General features: G+C 67.5%; 11 protein-coding genes. 6 read left to right on the forward strand and 5 right to left on the reverse strand.

The features are described 5' to 3' along the window. Positions 1-34 precede the first annotated feature (34 nt). From fdhD to AC3A5K_RS05100, 3 genes are read left to right on the forward strand one after another with little or no spacing between them, the layout of a single operon-like run. Positions 35-919 carry a formate dehydrogenase accessory sulfurtransferase FdhD gene (fdhD, locus tag AC3A5K_RS05090; RefSeq protein WP_487616437.1) on the forward strand — a complete coding sequence of 295 codons (885 nt, stop codon included), beginning with the start codon at positions 35-37 and terminating at the stop codon, positions 917-919. Next, entirely contained in the window at positions 916-3,267 is a 2,352-nt protein-coding gene (locus AC3A5K_RS05095) for an FdhF/YdeP family oxidoreductase (protein WP_487616438.1), read from the forward strand. Before fdhD ends, AC3A5K_RS05095 begins: the two co-directional genes overlap by 4 nt. Further along, a complete protein-coding gene (locus tag AC3A5K_RS05100) occupies positions 3,251-3,556 on the forward strand; it encodes a hypothetical protein (RefSeq protein ID WP_487616439.1) in 306 nt (101 codons plus the stop codon). The genes AC3A5K_RS05095 and AC3A5K_RS05100 overlap by 17 nt, the downstream gene beginning before the upstream one ends. A 599-nt stretch (positions 3,557-4,155) precedes the next feature. Here the strand turns inward: AC3A5K_RS05100 and AC3A5K_RS05105 are convergent. The 5 genes from AC3A5K_RS05105 to AC3A5K_RS05125 form a co-directional block, all read right to left on the reverse strand. Beyond that, positions 4,156-4,545 carry a hypothetical protein gene (locus tag AC3A5K_RS05105; protein WP_487616440.1) on the reverse strand — a complete coding sequence of 130 codons (390 nt, stop codon included), beginning with the start codon at positions 4,543-4,545 and terminating at the stop codon, positions 4,156-4,158. Positions 4,546-4,948: 403 nt separating this feature from the next. Further along, on the reverse strand, positions 4,949-5,779 hold the full coding sequence (locus AC3A5K_RS05110; protein ID WP_487616441.1) for an aldose epimerase family protein: 831 nt from the start codon (positions 5,777-5,779) through the stop codon (positions 4,949-4,951). Further along, on the reverse strand, positions 5,769-6,821 hold the full coding sequence (locus AC3A5K_RS05115) for a glycoside hydrolase family 43 protein (RefSeq protein ID WP_487616442.1): 1,053 nt from the start codon (positions 6,819-6,821) through the stop codon (positions 5,769-5,771). The genes AC3A5K_RS05110 and AC3A5K_RS05115 overlap by 11 nt, the downstream gene beginning before the upstream one ends. Then, entirely contained in the window at positions 6,818-8,317 is a 1,500-nt protein-coding gene (locus AC3A5K_RS05120) for an MFS transporter (RefSeq protein WP_487616443.1), read from the reverse strand. Before AC3A5K_RS05120 ends, AC3A5K_RS05115 begins: the two co-directional genes overlap by 4 nt. Positions 8,318-8,528: 211 nt before the next feature. Further along, a complete protein-coding gene (locus AC3A5K_RS05125) occupies positions 8,529-11,501 on the reverse strand; it encodes a TonB-dependent receptor (protein ID WP_487616444.1) in 2,973 nt (990 codons plus the stop codon). 354 nt (positions 11,502-11,855) lie between these two features. Between AC3A5K_RS05125 and AC3A5K_RS05130 the strand changes: the two genes are divergently transcribed. The 3 genes from AC3A5K_RS05130 (at position 11,856) to AC3A5K_RS05140 (ending at position 17,376) form a co-directional block, all read left to right on the forward strand. Further along, positions 11,856-13,184 carry an MFS transporter gene (locus AC3A5K_RS05130; protein ID WP_487616445.1) on the forward strand — a complete coding sequence of 443 codons (1,329 nt, stop codon included), beginning with the start codon at positions 11,856-11,858 and terminating at the stop codon, positions 13,182-13,184. A 194-nt stretch (positions 13,185-13,378) separates the two neighbouring features. After that, positions 13,379-14,410: an endo-1,4-beta-xylanase gene (locus AC3A5K_RS05135; protein ID WP_487616446.1), complete on the forward strand. Its 1,032-nt coding sequence runs from the start codon at positions 13,379-13,381 to the stop codon at positions 14,408-14,410. A 17-nt stretch (positions 14,411-14,427) separates the two neighbouring features. Continuing rightward, a complete protein-coding gene (locus AC3A5K_RS05140; RefSeq protein WP_487616447.1) occupies positions 14,428-17,376 on the forward strand; it encodes a glycosyl hydrolase 115 family protein in 2,949 nt (982 codons plus the stop codon). The last annotated feature ends 615 nt before the right edge of the window (positions 17,377-17,991 follow it).

Consider the following 17,991-nt stretch of genomic DNA (forward strand, 5'->3'; position numbering starts at 1 on the left):
CGGCCGCTCACGCGGTCGCCGGTACCCTTCCGACATGACACGTTCCCCACACACAGATCTTCAGAGCGACACAGCTGCCGGCGCGGTGCGCCGTCCGGTCGAACGCTGGCGCGACGGCGCGGTGCGTCAGGTCGACGACCACGTGGCCGAAGAAGTGCCGGTGGCCTTCGTCTACAACGACGTGCCGTTCGCGGTGATGATGGCGACGCCGGCGGATCTCGAGGATTTCGCGCGCGGCTTCGCGATCAGCGAAGGCATCGTCGATGCGCCGGGCGATGTGGCGATCGAAGGCATCCAGCATTTCATCGAAGGCATCGAGATCCGGTTGCGGATTCCAGAGGCGCGCGCCGAAGCACTGGCCCTGCGTCGTCGCAGCATGAGTGGCCGCAGTGGCTGCGGCGTCTGTGGCAGCGAACTGCTGGAAGCGGCACTGCGCTATCCGGCACCGGTCACCACCGATGTCCGCGTGTCACCCGAAGCCCTGTCACGGGCATTGCGCGCACTGCGCGATGCGCAATCCATCGCCGCGCTCACCGGCGCCACGCATGCGGCAGGCTGGGCCTCGCTCGACGGCACGCTGCTGTTCGCACGCGAGGATGTCGGTCGCCACAACGCGCTCGACAAGCTGATCGGCGCGCTGCATGCCGATGACTTCGATCCCGCAAATGGTTTTCTCATCGTCACCAGTCGCGCCAGCTACGAAATGGCGATGAAGGCGGCGAGCGTCGGCATCGCGTTGATGGCGGCGATTTCCGCGCCGACCGCGCTGGCGATCTCGCTGGCCGACCGCGCCCATCTCACCCTGATCGGTTTCGCCCGCGACGACGGGCACGCCGTGTACACCCACGCGCAGCGGCTGCTGCACCCACCGACCGATGCGTCGGCCATCGCGCGCCCAGGCAGGACCCACGCATCATGAGCAACGACACGATCCGCAAGTACGACGGCCCCGCCGGCGGCTGGGGCGCGCTGAAAAGCGTCGCCAAGCACCTGAACGAGCAGAAGATCACGGTCAGCGGCGCGAAGACGCTGCTGCGTGCCAACCAGCCCGACGGCTTCGACTGTCCCGGCTGCGCCTGGCCCGACCGCGACCACACCTCGACCTTCGAGTTCTGCGAGAACGGCGCCAAGGCCGTCGCCGCCGAGGCGACGCGGTTCCGCGCCGGACCGGAGCTGTTCGCGCAGCATTCGGTCGCGCAGCTGGCCGAATACAGCGACTACTGGCTGGAACAGCAGGGCCGCCTGACCACGCCGATGCGCTACGACGCGGCGACCGACCATTACGTGCCGGTGACCTGGGACGAGGCCTTCGCGCTGATCGCCGGGCATCTCAATGCCCTGCCCTCGCCCGACGACGCGATCTTCTACACCTCGGGCCGCACCTCGAACGAGGCGGCGTTCCTGTACCAGCTGTTCGTGCGCGAGTACGGCACCAACAACTTCCCCGACTGTTCGAACATGTGCCACGAGTCGTCCGGCACGGCGATGAAGAAGCAGATCGGCGTCGGCAAGGGCACGGTGTCGCTGCATGACTTCGAACATGCCGACTGCATCTTCATCTTCGGCCAGAACCCCGGCACCAACCATCCGCGCATGCTGGGCGAACTGCGCGAGGCCGCGCGCCGCGGCGCGAAGATCGCTTCGTTCAATCCGTTGCGCGAGCGCGGTCTGGAACGCTTCGCCGATCCGCAGGACAAGCTGGAAATGGCGACCTACGGATCGACCCAGATCTCGTCGGATTACTTCCAGCTCAAGATCGGCGGCGACCTCGCTGCGGTGAAGGGCATGATCAAGCACGTACTCGAACGCGACATCGAAGCCACCGGCAACGGCGGCGCATCGGTGCTCGACCAGGCCTTCATCGCCGAGCACACCACCGGCTTCGAGACTTTCGCAGCCGACGTGCTGGCCGAATCCTGGGACGTGATCGTCGAGGAGTCCGGACTCGACGAAGCGCAGATCCGCCGCGCCGGCGAGCTGTACCTGACCAGCGCGCGCGTCATCGCCTGCTGGGGCATGGGCATCACCCAGCACAAGCACTCGGTCGCGACGATCAACATGCTCGTCAACCTGCTGCTGCTGCGCGGCAACCTGGGCCGTGAAGGTGCGGGCGCGTGCCCCGTGCGCGGCCACAGCAACGTGCAGGGCGACCGCACGATGATGATCTACGAGAAGCCGCCGGCCGCGTTCCTTGACCGTGTGCGCGAGGTGTTCGGCTTCGAGCCGCCCCGCGAGGACGGCTACGACACCGTCGGCGCGATCGAAGCGATGATCGACGGCCGCGCGAAGGTGTTCTTCGGCATGGGCGGCAACTTCGCCATCGCCACCCCCGACACCGAGGCCACCGCACGCGGCCTGCGCCGCTGCGATCTCACCGTGCACGTGACCACCAAGCTCAACCGCAGCCACCTGATCCACGGCAAGGACGCGGTGATCCTGCCGTGTCTGGGCCGGACCGAGATCGACATCCAGGCCGGCGGCCCGCAGGGTGTGACGGTCGAGGATTCGATGAGCATGGTGCACCTGTCGTCGGGCATCAATCCGCCGGCATCCGACACGCTGCTGTCGGAGCCGGCGATCGTCGCGCGCCTGGCGCATGCGACGATCGGCGGGCGCTCGAAGATCAACTGGCTCGGCGTGATCGAGGATTACGACCGCATCCGCGACATGATCGCGATGACGTTCGATGACTTCCGCGACTTCAACACCCGCGTGCGCGTGCCCGGCGGCTTCCGCCTGTCGAACACCGCGCGCGACCGCAAGTGGATCAATCCTGGAGGCAAGGCGGTGTTCCTGCCCTGCCCGGTGCCGACCGACAACCCGATCCACCGTGCGCGGCGTACCCATGGCACGCAGCCGGTGTTCACGCTGGCGACCACGCGCTCGCACGACCAGTACAACACCACGATCTACGGCCTCGACGACCGCTACCGCGGCGTATTCGGCGAACGGCGCGTGCTGTTCGCGCATGCCGACGACATCGCGGCCTTGGACATGCAGGCCGGCGACTGGGTGGACCTGGAGAGTATCTGCGACGACGGCGTGCGCCGGCGTGCGCTGCGTTTCATGCTGGTCGAGTACAACATTCCGCGCGGCTGTCTGGCGGCGTACTACCCGGAAACGAATCCGCTGGTGCCGCTGTCGAGTTTCGCCGACGAGTCGCGTACGCCGACCTCGAAGTCGGTCCCGGTCATCGTCACCCCGCACGTCGCCGATGTCGGTGCGCAGATGCCGCGCCAGCGTGACATCCATGCCATCGTTCGCTGAAGAAGCCCTGCTCGAGGCGCTGCTGACGGAACTCGCGGCAGCGCCGGACGGCATGTCCCTGCCGCGGCTGTGCAAGCGCATCGGCGTGCGCATGAGCGTGTTGCTGCGCACGCTCGCCTATCTCGGCGACGATGCGATCGGCGACACCCGCGGCCCCGGCTGGGTGCGCACCTTCGAGGACGGCGAGCGCACATTGGCGCGGCTGACCGACGCCGGTCACGCGATGGCGCGCTCGCTGGCCGAACACGATGCCCAGGCGAGCTTGCGGTCGAACGACGCGAGCCGTTGACGCGCGGGGCGCGGACCGCTAGCCGCGCCGTTGTCCACATCACGTGTGGATCATCTGATGACAAACATGTGGATAAGCCTCGCGGGCCCGCCTGCGATGCGGCGTGCAAACGGCTGGTCATTATTTCGCCACGTTGACGACATCGCCTTCAACGCGTGCTTGATCTGCGCACATCGCTGTGCAGGTCCCGCAGACCGCGTGCGCCGAGCGAGTTCGGGGTCGCCACGGAGGCATGATCCGGCATTCGTTGCACAGGCGATGCACGCGCAGCACGCGGCTTGACGCCGGTTCGAAGACGGGGTCCGCGCAGCTTGTCCACATCCGGTGTGGATGGTCTGATGACAAACATGTGGATAAGCGTGACGAGCGCGCCTGTGACGCGCCTCCGAAACGCTGGCCATTATTTCGCCACTGTCGGAACACGGGCATGCAGGCGTACTTGATCCGCGCACGCAGCTGTGCAGATGGGCGGCGCAACCGGTATCCGACCGATCGAATTGCGTCATGGCGACGTGTCGTGCGATCCGGTTCGGCGTCATCGATGAAAACGACGCAATCCGCACGCGTGCACGCAACGGATTCGCACCTGCCATCGCGCCTCAGAGTCGACGCAGCGGCACGACGGACTGCTGCGGATCGCCGGCCGCATCCGTCCAGCGCTGGGTGACCCTGGCGGAACGGTCCGACAGGCGCTCCCAGCAGAAACTGCTGGGCGCGTTCACCGGTACGAAGCAGGCCTTGCCGGCGACCAGCTCCGACGCTTCCCAGGTGAACGTGTTCCACGTCGCGGTGACGCGCCCGTCCGCTTCCAGCGCGATGACGCTGCCGTCCTGTGCATCGGTGAAGCCGGCATCCGGGAAACGGCTGGAGCGCATCTCGGTCCCGTAGGGAAATCCGTAGTGCTCGTAAAAGGGCGCGCCGTCGGGCCCGGTGCCCTCCCAGCGACCTTCCAGAAACCGCAGATGGGCGAAATCGAATGGCGTGAACATGGGACGGGACTCCATGACGGGCCCGCAGGCCGACAGCACAACCGCGACGATGGCAGCGATGATCGAACGCACGCGCACTCCCTGCCCCGATGCCGGGATCCAGATCGTGGACCCACCCCTGAGCGAGGCCGAGTGTGCGCCGCTCACGGCGCAGGCGCGAGGGCGCTACGGGGGATCCCGACCAACGGTCTCGGGCCTCGCTGCCCCGATCGCACTGGAGATGCGCGCTGGTCAGCAACGAGTGTCGGGAGACGCCTAGGCGCCTGCCCTTGCGAAGCGCATTGCCAGCTGACGCTGACGATCGCTGCGCCGCGCGTTGATCTTCGGCATGACACCGTCACGCTTCAGACGCGCCCATCGCAAGCAAGCCCGAGCGCGTCGGCCATCGCAACAGCGATGCGCGCTAGCGGTTGCCCCAGCGCATCTCGAACCAGCGGCTCATCCGCTCACCGGCCTCCAGGCGCGCCGGCGCGAGATTGAACGCATCCGGCGGACCGCTCTGCGGCTCGACGCAGGTCGCATGCGCGCGTTCGTCGAAGACCACCCAGTGATCGCAATCCGAGGACAACGCGAGGCGTTGCCCGGCCCGGTGCAGCACCGCGCCTTCAGCGCCGACGAAGCAATCGTCCCATGGCGCTGGTGTCGGCGGTCCGGGCGGCAGCACCGTGAGTCCATCGGCATCGCGCGGATACATGCGTTCGGGGGCGAACTCGATGCGATCGGGTTTGCGGAACCAGGGATGCCAGCCGATCACGGCGGCCATGGCCTGGGCTTCGGCCTGCAGCGCCAGGGTCAGCCGCAGGCAGCGCGGGGTGACCCGGATCGTCTGTCGCGCGACGCCACCGAAGGGCCAGCGCGCGTCGTGGGGCAACTGCAGCGACAGCACGACGCAGTCCGCGGTGTGCAGTTCGACCTGCCAAGGCAATACGAAGCCGACACCGTGGATCGCATGCGCGCCGAGATTCGGCGCCAGCTGTCGATCGCGGTCGTCGAAGCGGAAGCGGCCGTTCCGCACCCGCCCCGCCCACGGCACCATCGGATAGCAGCCCCAGGCGATCGTCTGCGGGTGGCCGTCGTCGGGGCCGATCAGCTGGGGCGTACCGGCCTGCACGATCTGCGCGATACGGCCGCCGGCATCGGGTGCGACGCTGACCTGCAACGCGCCGCATTCGATATCGAGCAAGACGCCCGGCGCGAGCGGCGCCTGCGCGCCGTCCGGAGGTTCATCCACCATAGGGATCGATCGTGCGGATCCGCCCGTCCGCATCGTGATGCAGCTCGGTGACCTTGGCGGTGCGCAGGTGGGTCACGCCGCCGGACATCAGGGCGTCGTGGTAGTACAGCCACCAGCGGCCTTCGAACTCCACGATCGAATGGTGCGTGGTCCAGCCGACGACCGGCTTCAGGATCACGCCCTGGTAGGTGAACGGTCCATAGGGACTGTCGCCCACGGCGTAGCACAACAGATGCGTGTTGCCGGTGGAGTACGAGAAGTAGTACCGGCCTGCATGCTTGTGCACCCAGGGGCCTTCGAAGAAACGACGGTCGTGATCGTCGGCGCGCAAGGGCTGTCCGTCCGTGTCCAGCACCAGGACTTCGCGCGTCGGTTCGTCGAGTTCCAGCATGTCCGCGCGCAGCCGCCCCACCCGCGCGCCCAGTGCGGGCGCATCGCCGACGGGTTCCTCGTGCGCGGCGTCGTGGACATTGTCGCGGTACTTCTGCAACTGCCCACCCCAGATGCCGCCGAAGTAGAGGTACTGCTCGCCGTCGTCGTCGGCATAGACCGCCGGGTCGATCGAATAGGTGCCGGCCATCGCCTCGGGCTGCGCCTTGAACGGCCCTTCCGGCCGGTCGCCGACGGCGACACCGACGCGGAAGATGTCGTCGGCATCCTTGGCGGGAAAGTAGAAGTAGTAACGGCCATCGCGATACGTGGCATCCGGCGCCCACATCTGCCGCTTCGCCCACGGTACGTCGCGGACGTGCAGCGCGAGGCCGCAGTCCACCGCGTCGCCTTCGGGCGAGTCCATGCGCAGGACGTGGTAGTCCTCCATGCCGAAATGCCCGCCCTCGTCGTCGAACGGTGTGCCGGCGTCGATGTCGTGCGAGGGATAGATGTAGAGCCGTCCTTCGAACACGTGCGCAGACGGATCGGCGGTGTAGATGTGCGTGACCAGCGGCTGCGAGATGGCCTTGCCGGCCAGCGCCTCCAGCTCTGCCGACAGCGCGGCGTCGCCGCGGGTTTCCGCTGCAGGCGGCACGGGATGCGCGCTCATGCCACCACCTCCGCCTGGAGCCGGCGCTCGGCGAGTTCACGCTCCAGACGTGATTCCATGGTCTTGTCGATCCGGTAGAAGAACAGCAGTCCCACCGCCAGCAGGAACGGCGTCGAACACACCAGGCTGATCGCCACGCGGATGCCGTCGACGACCTGCGCCGATTGCGCACCGCCGCCGGTGACGTAGCCGTAGTGCGCGAGCAGGCCCGCGACCAGCGCGCCGCCGATGCTCAGGCCGACCTTCAGCCCGCACAGCATCGCCGAGAAGATGATCGCGGTCGCGCGCCGGTGATTCTTCCATTCCGAGTAATCGGCGACGTCGGCGATCATCGCCCACAGCAGCGGGATGGTGATGCCGTAGAAGAAGCCGTGCAGGATCTGCGAACCGAACACCAGCCAGATCGCATCCGGTGGATACAGATAGAACGCCAGCACGAACAGCGTCGAGACGAACAACGCGCCGCCGAACACGTCGCGCTTGCCGAAACGGTCGGCCAGCGGCCGCGACAGGCCGATGCCGAGGATCATGAAGATGATGCCGCCGGCGTTGAACAGGCTGAAGGCCGAAGTCGGCGCATCTTCCGGCCACTGGAAACCGGCCAGGCCGGCGCCGGTCAGGGTGGCATTGAGTCCGGCGATGAACCCGTTGAAGCCGGTGCCCTGCAGGAACGCGGCCAGCGCCGCACCGTCGAGGTAGTACTGGAAGTAGTAGATCGTCATGCCGCCCTTCAGGGCCAGGGTGACGAAGACCAGCACCGTGAGCGCGAGCATGATCATCCATGGCCGGTTGCGCGACAGATCGGTCAGGTCCTGCAGGACGCCAGAAGACTGCGTCTGCGTCGGCACGATGCGCTCGCGCGTGGTGAGGAAGGTGATCAGGAAGAACACCGTGCCGACGACGGCGAAGATCGTCATCACCTGTTCGAAGCCGCGCACGCGGTCGCCGTCGCCCAGGATCAGCACCATCGGCAGCAGCAGCACCTGGATCACGAACTGCGCCACCATCACCGCGACGAAGCGGTAGGACGACAGGCTGTTGCGCTGATCCATGTTGCCGGTGAGCACGCCGCTGAGCGCCGCGTACGGCAGGTTGTTCGCGCCATAGACCAGCACCAGCAGGGTGTAGGTGACCAGCGCATAGACGACCTTGCCGCGTTCGCCGAGATCCGGCGTGCTGAAGGCCAGCAGCGAGAGCACGCCGAACGGCACCGCGGTCCACAGGATCCACGGCCGGAACTTGCCCCAGCGCGTGCGGGTGCGATCGGCCAGCAGGCCGATGATCGGCGTGAACACGAAGGCGCCCAGCAGGCCGACGACGAAGATGATCGTCGCCGCGGTGGCCGCGGGCAACGCGTAGACATCGGTGTAGAAGAACGCCAGGTACGTGACCAGCGTCTGGAAGATGAGGTTGGCGGCGAGATCGCCGAGGCTGTAGCCCAGCTTCTCGCGGACGGACAGGACTTCGGTGGATCGTGAGGCGGAGACGGCGTTCATTGCGGAGGGGCACCCGTGGGAGGGCGGCGGCCGCGGATGCGGACGCAGCGGGACGCGCGTGGCGAGCGGTGATCCGGCGGCCCCGTCCACACCGGTGCGGCGTGGGCGGTTCCGGCGGCGTCATCCGGACGCCGGTGGGTAGAACACGGTCCACCCCGGCGCCGGAGCGCCGGGACAGACCGTGGGGAGACGACCGCGTCGGCGGTCCGGGTCAGAACGTGCCCCGGATACCGATGCTGTAGGTGCGGCCCGGATCGTACAGATCGTTGACGGCGTTCGAATGCCAGAAGTTCGAGCGCCGTTCTTCGCCGGTGATGTTGAGCACGTTGAAGGTGATCTGCGGCTTGGACGGCAGGTTGGCCAGCGTGTAACCGGCCGACAGGTCCAGCTGTCCGCGGTCTTCGCCGAAGATCTGCGCCTGCGGAATGCCCTGCTGGTTCGGGCCCGTGCCGGCTGCGCCCTCCTGCCAGGTGTAGGACAGCCGCAACGACGCCACGCTGTTCTCCCAGTACGCGGTCGCATTCCACATCGACGGCGCCACACCATAGACGTTGCCGGCAAGCGCGCCGGCATCCCGACCGGTCGTGGTGATGTCGAGCTTGGTGTAGTTGGCCATGAAGCCCAGACCGTCGAACACGAAGCCCAGCGGCTGCACCCAGATCGCTTCCCAGCCGCGCACGTTGAGCGCGGCGTCGGCATTGATCTGCTGGTTGACGTTGACGGTCGCCGTGCCCGGGCCGCCGCGATCGTTGATCGCCCGCTGCTGGGTGTCGGTGAGGTCTTCGAACGGAATGCCCAGCGACAGGAACGGACGCGTGGTCACGCCCTGGAAGGTGTAGCCCTCGACGCGCTTGTTGAACAGCGTCAGCCCGACGAAGCCTTCGTCGCCGGTGTACCACTCGCCGCCGAGATCGAAGTTGGTCGAAATGTAGGGCGTGAGTTCCGGATTGCCCTGGCTGGCGACCTGCGCCGACTGGTCGGTGAAGGTCGTCGCCGGCAGCATCGAACTCGGGTTGGGCCGGGTCAGCGTGCGCGAGCCCGACATGCGCAGCACCACGCGGTCGGCCACGTCCCATGCGGCACTGAAGGACGGCAGCCATTCGCTGTAGTCGCCGGTCAGCGTCTGGTACTGGCGCACACCGCCGATCGTCACCGGACCTGCGATGTCCTGGTCCGTGCTGACCCAGCGCATACCCGCGTTGAAGCGGAGGTTGCGATCCCAGATCTCGGTCTCGCCGTTGAACTCGATGTACGCGGCCCGGGTGTCCTCGCTGAACCCGCCCGTCGAACCGCCGGTATTGGGGCCGGCGGATTCCGGCGCCGAATCACGCAGGCGCGCGTAGTCGGTGTCCTGGCGGAACCGGTCCCAGTCCACGGTGACGAAACCGGCCGGCCCGGGCAGCAGATAGTCCGCCAACGCCGCATTCGGAACCGCGGCGCCGGGACCGCCCGCGCAGGCGGGACGTGGATTCGGCACGCTGCCGTCCGGGTTCAGGCCGCGGCAGACGATGTCTTCCCATGCACTGCTGTTGTCGAAACCGCGGATGGTGCGCTGGTTGCGGTCCCAGGCGACACCGACGCGGACGTTGCGCGCGTCTTCGCCCAGTTGCAGATCGGCACGCAGGCCGCGGGTTTCGGTCACGCGCTTTTCGTTCTGCACGTTGACGCGGCCGCCGCCCGTCCAGCGCCAGCCGAGATTGGGATCGTTGAGATCGAGATCGGTATCCCAGCTCGGCACGCTGCCGTCGTTGGTGTACTGCAGCGTGGTGAACGGCGAGTTGATCAGCACCGTCGGCGATTCGCGACGCATCCAGCTGCGGCTGAGGCTGGCCTCGACGTCGAGCTTGATGTCGTCGGTGAACCAGAACGTGCCGCCCGGCGCCACCTGCCAGTACTGCACCTCCTCGCGATACGGGCGGTATTCGAGGAAGAACTGTGCATTGGTGAACGTGGCGCTGGTGACGACATTGTTGGCGTCGACCTGCATGTCCAGCGGAATCATCTGCCCGTTGCGACCGATCAGGTTCATGTCGATGCGGTCGTTGGTCCGGTCGGCCGTGGTGTACAGCGCGTCCAGCCAGAAGTTCAGACGATCGCTCGGCCGCCATTCCAGCGACGCGATCACCGCATCGCGGTCGCGATCGCCGGACATGTGCACGGGCCGGCCGAGACGCGGAATCAGCGCTTCGCCGATCTGCGCCGTCGTCAGGCCCGGGTTGTTCGCGAGCAGCCATGCGGCATCGATCGGCTGTCCGGGCGTCAGGCCCGCGGCGATCGTCGACGGATTGTTCGGCACGACATCGGGAATGCGCCAGCCGTTGCCGCCGGTGATGTTGCAGGGCTGGCCCAGCGCAGGGAATCCGCCGGGCGTACCGCCGTTGCCGCATTGCGCATTGGTCAGATTGGGATTGGTCCAGCCGATGGTCTCGTAGCCTTCGACGCCGATCTTGCCGCGCGCCGACGTCACGCCGACCAAGGTGCCGAACGTGCCTTCGTCGTTGGTCCAGCTGAAGATCGACGAGCCGCGCGGGCTGATCTCCTCGCTCATGTCGTTGTAGTCGGCCTGCAGCTGGTACGAGACATGCGTGCCCGGGCGATCGAACGGCCGTGCACTGCGCATGTCGACCACGCCGGCCGCGCCGCCTTCGGGCAGGCTGGCCTGCGGCGACTTGTACACCGTGACCTGGCTGAAGAACTCGGTCGGGAAGATGTTGAGATCGACCTCGCGGTTCTGGTTGGTCGCGTCCAGGCCGATCGAGGCCGTGGCGACCGACGCGCCGTTGATCAGGGTCTTGGTGAAGCTGCTGCCCAGACCGCGGATCGCGATGTTGAGACCTTCGCCGTTGACGTCGCGATTCAACTGGATGCCCGGAATGCGGGTCAGCGACTCGGCGATGTTGGTGTCCGGAAACTTGCCCAGATCCTCGGCGAAGATCGAATCGGTGAAGCCCGTCGAATCGCGCTTGGCTTCAGTGGCGAACTGCAGGCTCTGGCGATAGCCGGTGACGGACACCGTATCGAGCTGCGTGACCGCTTCGGATTCCGCGGTCTGCGGCGATGTCGCCGGTGCCGGTGGTGGTGTCTGCGGCGGTGGACTCTGCGCCAGCGCGGACGCGCTCGCCATTCCCAGCAGCGCCAGACTCAACGCACGCGACAGCGCCGTTCTTGTGACTTGGATTTGCACCGTACTCCCCTCCCGTTTCTGGTGACGCACCACCGGACGCAGGGGCGTGCCGGCAGCGTGGTTTGATTGTGTTGAACAACCCCGACGTCGCAGGCCAACAAGAGGCCGGATATGACGTGATTTTTACGGTAGCGCTATCATTCGATGCGCGCACGCTGCGGAGCAGCATGAAATCCGCGAAGCGGTATTCAGCGCTGTAAACAGGCTTTATCTGCGTTCCGCGCCGCACTCCGGCCGTACCGGAGCCGTTTTGGTGCGCTGCAAGAGGCGCCTGCTTTGACGCTGTGATAATGATAGCGCTATCACTTTTCGAGGCGCTTCGCGTCGGGGGACGGGGATGGCAGCGACAGGCACATGCACGACGTGGAGCGCATCGCGGTGAGCAGGCTCGTCGACGGCGCGGTCGCCGTAGTGGCCTCACCGAACAGCGTGATCAGCCGCTACCGCTGGGTCATCTGCGCGCTGCTGTTCTTCGCCACCACCATCAACTACGTCGACCGCGCGGTGCTCGGTGTGCTCGCGCCGACACTCGTCGCCGAGTTCGGCTGGAGCGAGCGCGACTACGGCGTCATCAGCGCATCGTTCACCCTTGCCTACGCGATCGGTTTCCTGTTCGCCGGCTGGTTCATCGACCGCGTCGGCACACGACTGGGCTATGGCGTGTATCTGACCGTCTGGTCGATCGCGGCCGCGGCGCACGCGCTGGTGAACTCGGTGGCCGGCTTCAGCATGATGCGTTTCGCGCTCGGGCTCGGCGAATCCGGCAATTTTCCGGCTGCGGTCAAGACTGTCGCCGAGTGGTTTCCGAAGCGCGAACGCGCGCTCGCCACCGGCATCTTCAATGCTGGCTCCAACATCGGCGCCATCGTCGCGCCGCTCGTGGTGCCGTGGCTGGCGCTGACCTGGGGCTGGCGCACGGCGTTCGTGGTCACCGGCCTCGTGGGACTGGTGTGGCTGGCGTTCTGGCTGCCGATGTACCGGCGACCGGCCGAACATCCGAAAGTCTCGCCTGCGGAACTGGCGCTGATCGAGAGTGATCCGCCCGATCCGCCCGTGCGCGCCTCGTGGCTGCAGCTGCTGCGCTACCGCCAGACCTGGGCGTTCACCGCCGGCAAGTTCCTCAGCGATTCGGTGTGGTGGTTCTATCTGTTCTGGTTTCCGATGTTCCTGGCAGACCGCTTCGGCGTGGACCTGCGCACGATCGGTCTCCCGATGGTCACCGTGTTCCTGCTGGCGGACGTCGGCTCGGTCAGCGGCGGCTGGTTCAGTTCGTTCCTGATGCAGCGCGGCTGGACCGCGAATGCCGCACGCAAGACCGCGATGCTGCTGTGCGCGCTGTGCATTCTGCCGGTGGTGTTCGCGCCCCATGTCGAGGGGCAATGGGCCGCGGTGTGGCTGATCGGTATGGCGGCCGCAGCGCACCAGGGCTTCTCAGCCAACCTGTTCACGCTGACCTCGGACATGTTTCCGCGCGCCGCCGTGGCGTCGGTGGTCGGCATCGGTGGGTTCGCCGGTGCGATGGGCGGGTTCTTCATGAATCTCGGCGCCGGCTGGTTGCGCCAGACCACAGGCAGCTACGCAGCGATGTTCATGATGGCCGGCGGCGCGTATCTCGCCGCACTGCTGGTGATCCATCTGTTCGCACCACGCCTCGAGCCCGCGCAACTCGACCGTGCGGCGTGATGCCCGCGGCACCCGCGCCGCATCTGCCTGCACCGATGAACGCCGGCATCGCGCACGCTGTCGTCCACGTGGTCCGCACGCATGGCCGACGTGGGTGGCCGATTGTCCGACACGGCCTGCGGCATGACGCCGCCTCCGCGGATCCGCACGCGGAACCGGCGGTCCACGATGTTCCGATCCAGGGAGAGAGATTGATGAAGAAGACCCGTCCATTCCTGCTGGCTGCGCTGGCACTCGCACTGGCCGCCTGCGGCGACCGCACGGCGCCCGCAGAAGCGCAGTCCGCGCCCGAGGCGGCACCCGCGCCTTCGACCGCCCTCGCCCACGGACTCGACAAGTTCCTCGGCAGCGCGCACTCGCCGCTGCAGGACCAGGACTTCCTCGCGTACTGGAACAAGGTCACGCCCGAGAACGCCGGCAAGTGGGGCGAGGTCGAGGACCAGCGCGACCTGATGGTCTGGGACCGGCTGGACGCCGCCTACCGCCTGGCGAAGGACAACGGCCTGCCGTTCCAGATGCACGTCATGGTGTGGGGCAACCAGCAGCCGGAATGGATCCGCCATCTTCCGCCGGACGAACAGCGGGCCGAGATCGAGGAATGGTTCACCGCCGTTGCCGAGCGCTATCCCGACATCGACATCGTCGAGGTCGTCAACGAACCGCTGCACGATCCGCCGACGCAGAACGACGAGGACGGCGGCAATTACGCGCAGGCGCTGGGCGGCGCCGGCGAGAGCGGCTGGGAGTGGGTACTGGAATCCTTCCGGCTGGCGCGTACGCACTTCCCGGATGCGCGTCTGATGCTCAACGACTACAGCATCACCAACACGCCGGAGAACGCGAAGCGCTACCACGCGATCGTGCAGCTGCTGCAGGCCGAACACCTGGTCGACGTGATCGGCGTGCAGGGCCACGCGTTCTCGACCACGACCGAAACCCCGATGTCGGTGCATCAGGAGAGTCTCGATCTGCTGGCGTCGACCGGCCTGCCGATCCACGTGACCGAACTCGACATCGACGGCCCGACCGATGAGGTGCAGCTCGAAGCCATGCAGCGGATCTTCCCGGTGTTCTGGGAACACCCGGCGGTCGAAGGCGTGACCCTGTGGGGCTTCAGGCCCGGCGTGTGGCGCACCGAACAGCGCGCCTATCTGATCGACCGCGAAGGCCGCGAACGTCCGGCGCTGCAGTGGCTGCGCACCTATCTGCGCGGTGAGGCGGAATGATGGCGAAACGATCGTCGGTGCCGACCGTCATCCCGGCGCAGCCGGAGATCGCGCGTGAGCCTGCGCGCGCACCTGGCGCCTCCCGTCGATGGGCCTTCGCAGTCCTCGCGTCGATGCTGGTGTCGGGCACAGGCGCCACCGTCGCCGCCACGCCGACAAACGACGCACGCGACTGCAGGCAGCCAGCCGCGGTCTGCGCGCAGGCCGTTACCGGCGCGCTCGCGCTGATCGATGCCGGACGCCCGACTGCAGTGCTGGTCGATGCCGACGATTTCCCGGGGATTTCCCGCGCCGCGGACGATCTGCGCGCGGACCTCGCAGCGGTCGCAGGCGCCGACGCAGCGCAGGCCGCGGACGCAGCGCCGCGTCTGGCGATCATCGCCGGCACCCTGGGCCGCAGTGCGCGCATCGACCGCATCGTGCAGGCACACGCACTCGACACCACCGGCGTCACGGACCAGTGGGAGGGCTATCTGCTGCAGGTCGTCGACGCGCCGGAGCCCGGTATCGACCGCGCCCTGGTCATCGCCGGCGCCGACCGGCGCGGCACGATCTTCGGCCTGTACGAACTCTCGCGCCGCATCGGCGTGTCGCCCTGGACCTGGTGGGCGGACGTCGCGCCGGCGCGGCAGGCCGCATTGCACGTCGCACCCGGTCGCTTCGTCGATGCGCCGACGGTGCGCTACCGCGGCCTCTTCATCAATGACGAGGACCCGGCGCTCGGCGGCTGGATGCAGGCGACCTACGGCGGTCCCAATCACCAGTTCTACGAACGCGTGTTCCAGCTGATCCTGCGCCACAAGGGCAATTACCTGTGGCCGGCGATGTGGGGCCGCGCCTTCTCAGATGACGATCCGGAGAACGCCGCGCTGGCTGACGAGATGGGCGTCGTGATCGGTACCAGCCACCACGAGCCGATGATGCGCGCCCACGTCGAATGGTCGCGCTACGGCGAAGGCGCGTGGGACTACACCCGCAACCGGGACCGCCTGCAGGCCTTCTGGCGCGACGGCATCCGCCGCATGGGCGATCACGAAAGCGTGGTCACGCTGGGCATGCGCGGCGATGGCGACGAGCCGATGGGCGAAGGCACCGCGATCGACCTGCTCGAGACCATCGTCGCCGACCAGCGCCGCATCCTCGCCGAGGAAACCGGCAAGCCGGCCGAGGCCACGCCGCAGGCCTGGGCGCTCTACAAGGAAGTGCAGGACTACCTCGACGCCGGCATGCAGGTGCCGGACGACGTGACCCTGCTGTTCGCCGACGACAACTGGGGCAATATCCGCCGCCTGCCCGCACCGGACGCGATGCGCGCCGGCGGCTACGGCGTGTACTACCACTTCGACTACGTCGGCGGCCCGCGCAACTACAAGTGGATCAACACCACGCAGATCGAGCGGGTGTGGGAACAGATGCGCCTGGCGCACGCGCACGGTGCGGACCGCCTGTGGGTGGTCAACGTCGGCGACATCAAGCCGATGGAATTGCCGATCAGCTTCTTCCTCGACTACGCCTGGGCGCCGGACGCGGTGCCGGTCGAAACGCTGGCGGCGTATCCGCAGGCGTTCGCGGCCGAACAGTTCGGTGATGCCTATGCGGCGGAGATCGGCGACATCCTCACCCGCTACACGCAGTACAACGCGCGTCGCAAGCCGGAGCTGCAGTCGCCGGACACCTGGAGCCTCGTGAATTTCGGCGAGGCCGACCGCGTGCTGGCCGAGTGGGATGCCCTGGTCGACCGCACGCAGCGCATCGGCAAAGCGCTGGGCGATGCGCATCGCGACGCGTACTACCAGATCGTCGAATACCCGGTGCTGGCCAGCGCGAATCTCGCGCACCTCTACGTCGCCGTGGCCCGCAACCGGCAGCACGCCGCGCAGGGGCGCGCGTCCGCGAACACCTGGGCCGACGAAGCCGAACGCCGCTTCGCCCGCGACGCCGAACTCGCCCGCGTCTACGAGCAGGACATCGCCGGCGGCAAGTGGATCCACATGATGTCGCAGCCGCGCATCGGCTACACCCACTGGCAGCAGCCGGAGCGCAACGTGATGCCGGCGCTGTCGCGCGTCGACGTGCGCGAACGCGGCACGATGGGCGTCGAAGTCGAAGGCGATGCACGTGGCTGGCCGGTCCCGACCACACCGGCCCGCGTGCCCGCCCTCGATCCCGACGGTGCACGGACGCGCGATCTCGTCGTCTTCAACCGTGGGCGAGCGCCCTTCACCTTCACCGCGCAGGCGTCGCAGCCCTGGCTGCGGGTGACGCCGGCATCGGGCGAAGTCGACATCGAAACGCCGGTGCGCATCGAGGTCGACTGGGACGCGGTGCCCGACGGCGATCATGTTGCCGAGGTCGATCTGCTCGGCAGCGACCGCACCGAAGTGCGTGTGGTGGTGCCGGTGTCGAAGCCGGCTGCACGCACGCAGCTCAGCGGTTTCGTCGAGAGCGAAGGCCACATCGCGATCGAGGCCGCGCATCACGCCCGCGCAGTCGCGCCGGACGGCCTGGACTGGGAAACGATTCCGAACCTCGGTCGCACGCTGTCATCCGTGACGTCAGTGCCGGTGACCTCGGCCGCGACCGCGGCCGATGCGTCCGGTGCCTGGCTCGAGTATCCGGTGCACCTGCAGTCGGCCGGCGAGGTCGAGGTGCGCGTGGTGTTGTCGCCGACGCTCGACTACGCGCACCGCGGCGGCCTGCGCTACGCGGTGTCGTTCGGCGATGCATCGCCGGAGACCGTCACGATGCATCTCGACCCGACGCCCGGCCACGCGCAATTCCAGGCGTGGGAGCGTGCGGTCAGCGACAGCGTGCACGTCGCGACGTCGCGTCACCAGGTCGAAGCCGGCGCGCAGACGCTGAAGCTGTGGCGCATCGATCCGGGCGTGGTGGTCCAGCGCATCGAGATCGTGCGGGATGGCTTGCGGCCGAGTTATCTGGGGCCGCCGGAGAGTGTGCGGCGGTGATGCACCGGTGTGCTTCGGCTTCTGCTCTGGCTTCGGCGTCTGCTCGCGCTTTGGCATCTGCTCCTGCTCCTGCTGCTGCTTTGGCGCTGGCCTTTGCTCCTGCGAGCCGTAAAGCGAGCCGAGCACCGCAGCCTGACGCGGCCGAAGAGGCGCCCATGTCTGAGCGCAGCGAGTTTGGGCGCCGTGCCGCATCAGGCGAGGCGCGCAGGGGACCGGCGCGGCTGTATCGCGCCGGCTCGCGCCCGGCGAGAGGACTTTTTGGTTCCTTTTTGGTCCTTCAAAAAGGGACTCGCACGCGCAAGCGGGCGAAAGCCGCGCAATTGGTCTGCCGCTCTGCGCTTGCTCCTGCTTCTGCTGCTTTGGCCCTGGCCTTTGCTCCTGCGAGCCGTAAAGCGAGCCGAGCACCGCAGCCTGACGCGGCCGCAGAGGCGCCCATGTCTGAGCGCAGCGAGTTTGGGCGCCGTGCCGCGTCAGGCGAGGCGCGCAGGGGACCGGCGCGGCTGTATCGCGTCGGCTCGCGCCCGGCGGGAGGACTTTTTGGTTCCTTTTTGGTCCTTCAAAAAGGGACTCGCACGCGCAAGCGGGCGAAAGCCGTGCAATTGATCTGCCGCTCTG

It is taken from the genome of Luteimonas sp. Soil_C_5 (assembly GCF_057656615.1).

Bases quoted from the DNA above. Each gene is read 5' to 3' on its own strand.
- AC3A5K_RS05135 (WP_487616446.1), top strand. From the start codon at position 13,379: ATGAAGAAGACCCGTCCATTCCTGCTGGCTGCGCTGGCACTCGCACTG.
- AC3A5K_RS05100 (WP_487616439.1), top strand. From the start codon at position 3,251: ATGCCATCGTTCGCTGAAGAAGCCCTGCTCGAGGCGCTGCTGACGGAA.
- AC3A5K_RS05095 (WP_487616438.1), top strand. From the start codon at position 916: ATGAGCAACGACACGATCCGCAAGTACGACGGCCCCGCCGGCGGCTGG.
- AC3A5K_RS05130 (WP_487616445.1), top strand. From the start codon at position 11,856: ATGCACGACGTGGAGCGCATCGCGGTGAGCAGGCTCGTCGACGGCGCG.
- AC3A5K_RS05110 (WP_487616441.1), bottom strand. From the start codon at position 5,779: ATGGTGGATGAACCTCCGGACGGCGCGCAGGCGCCGCTCGCGCCGGGC.
- AC3A5K_RS05105 (WP_487616440.1), bottom strand. From the start codon at position 4,545: ATGTTCACGCCATTCGATTTCGCCCATCTGCGGTTTCTGGAAGGTCGC.
- AC3A5K_RS05120 (WP_487616443.1), bottom strand. From the start codon at position 8,317: ATGAACGCCGTCTCCGCCTCACGATCCACCGAAGTCCTGTCCGTCCGC.
- AC3A5K_RS05115 (WP_487616442.1), bottom strand. From the start codon at position 6,821: ATGAGCGCGCATCCCGTGCCGCCTGCAGCGGAAACCCGCGGCGACGCC.
- fdhD (WP_487616437.1), top strand. From the start codon at position 35: ATGACACGTTCCCCACACACAGATCTTCAGAGCGACACAGCTGCCGGC.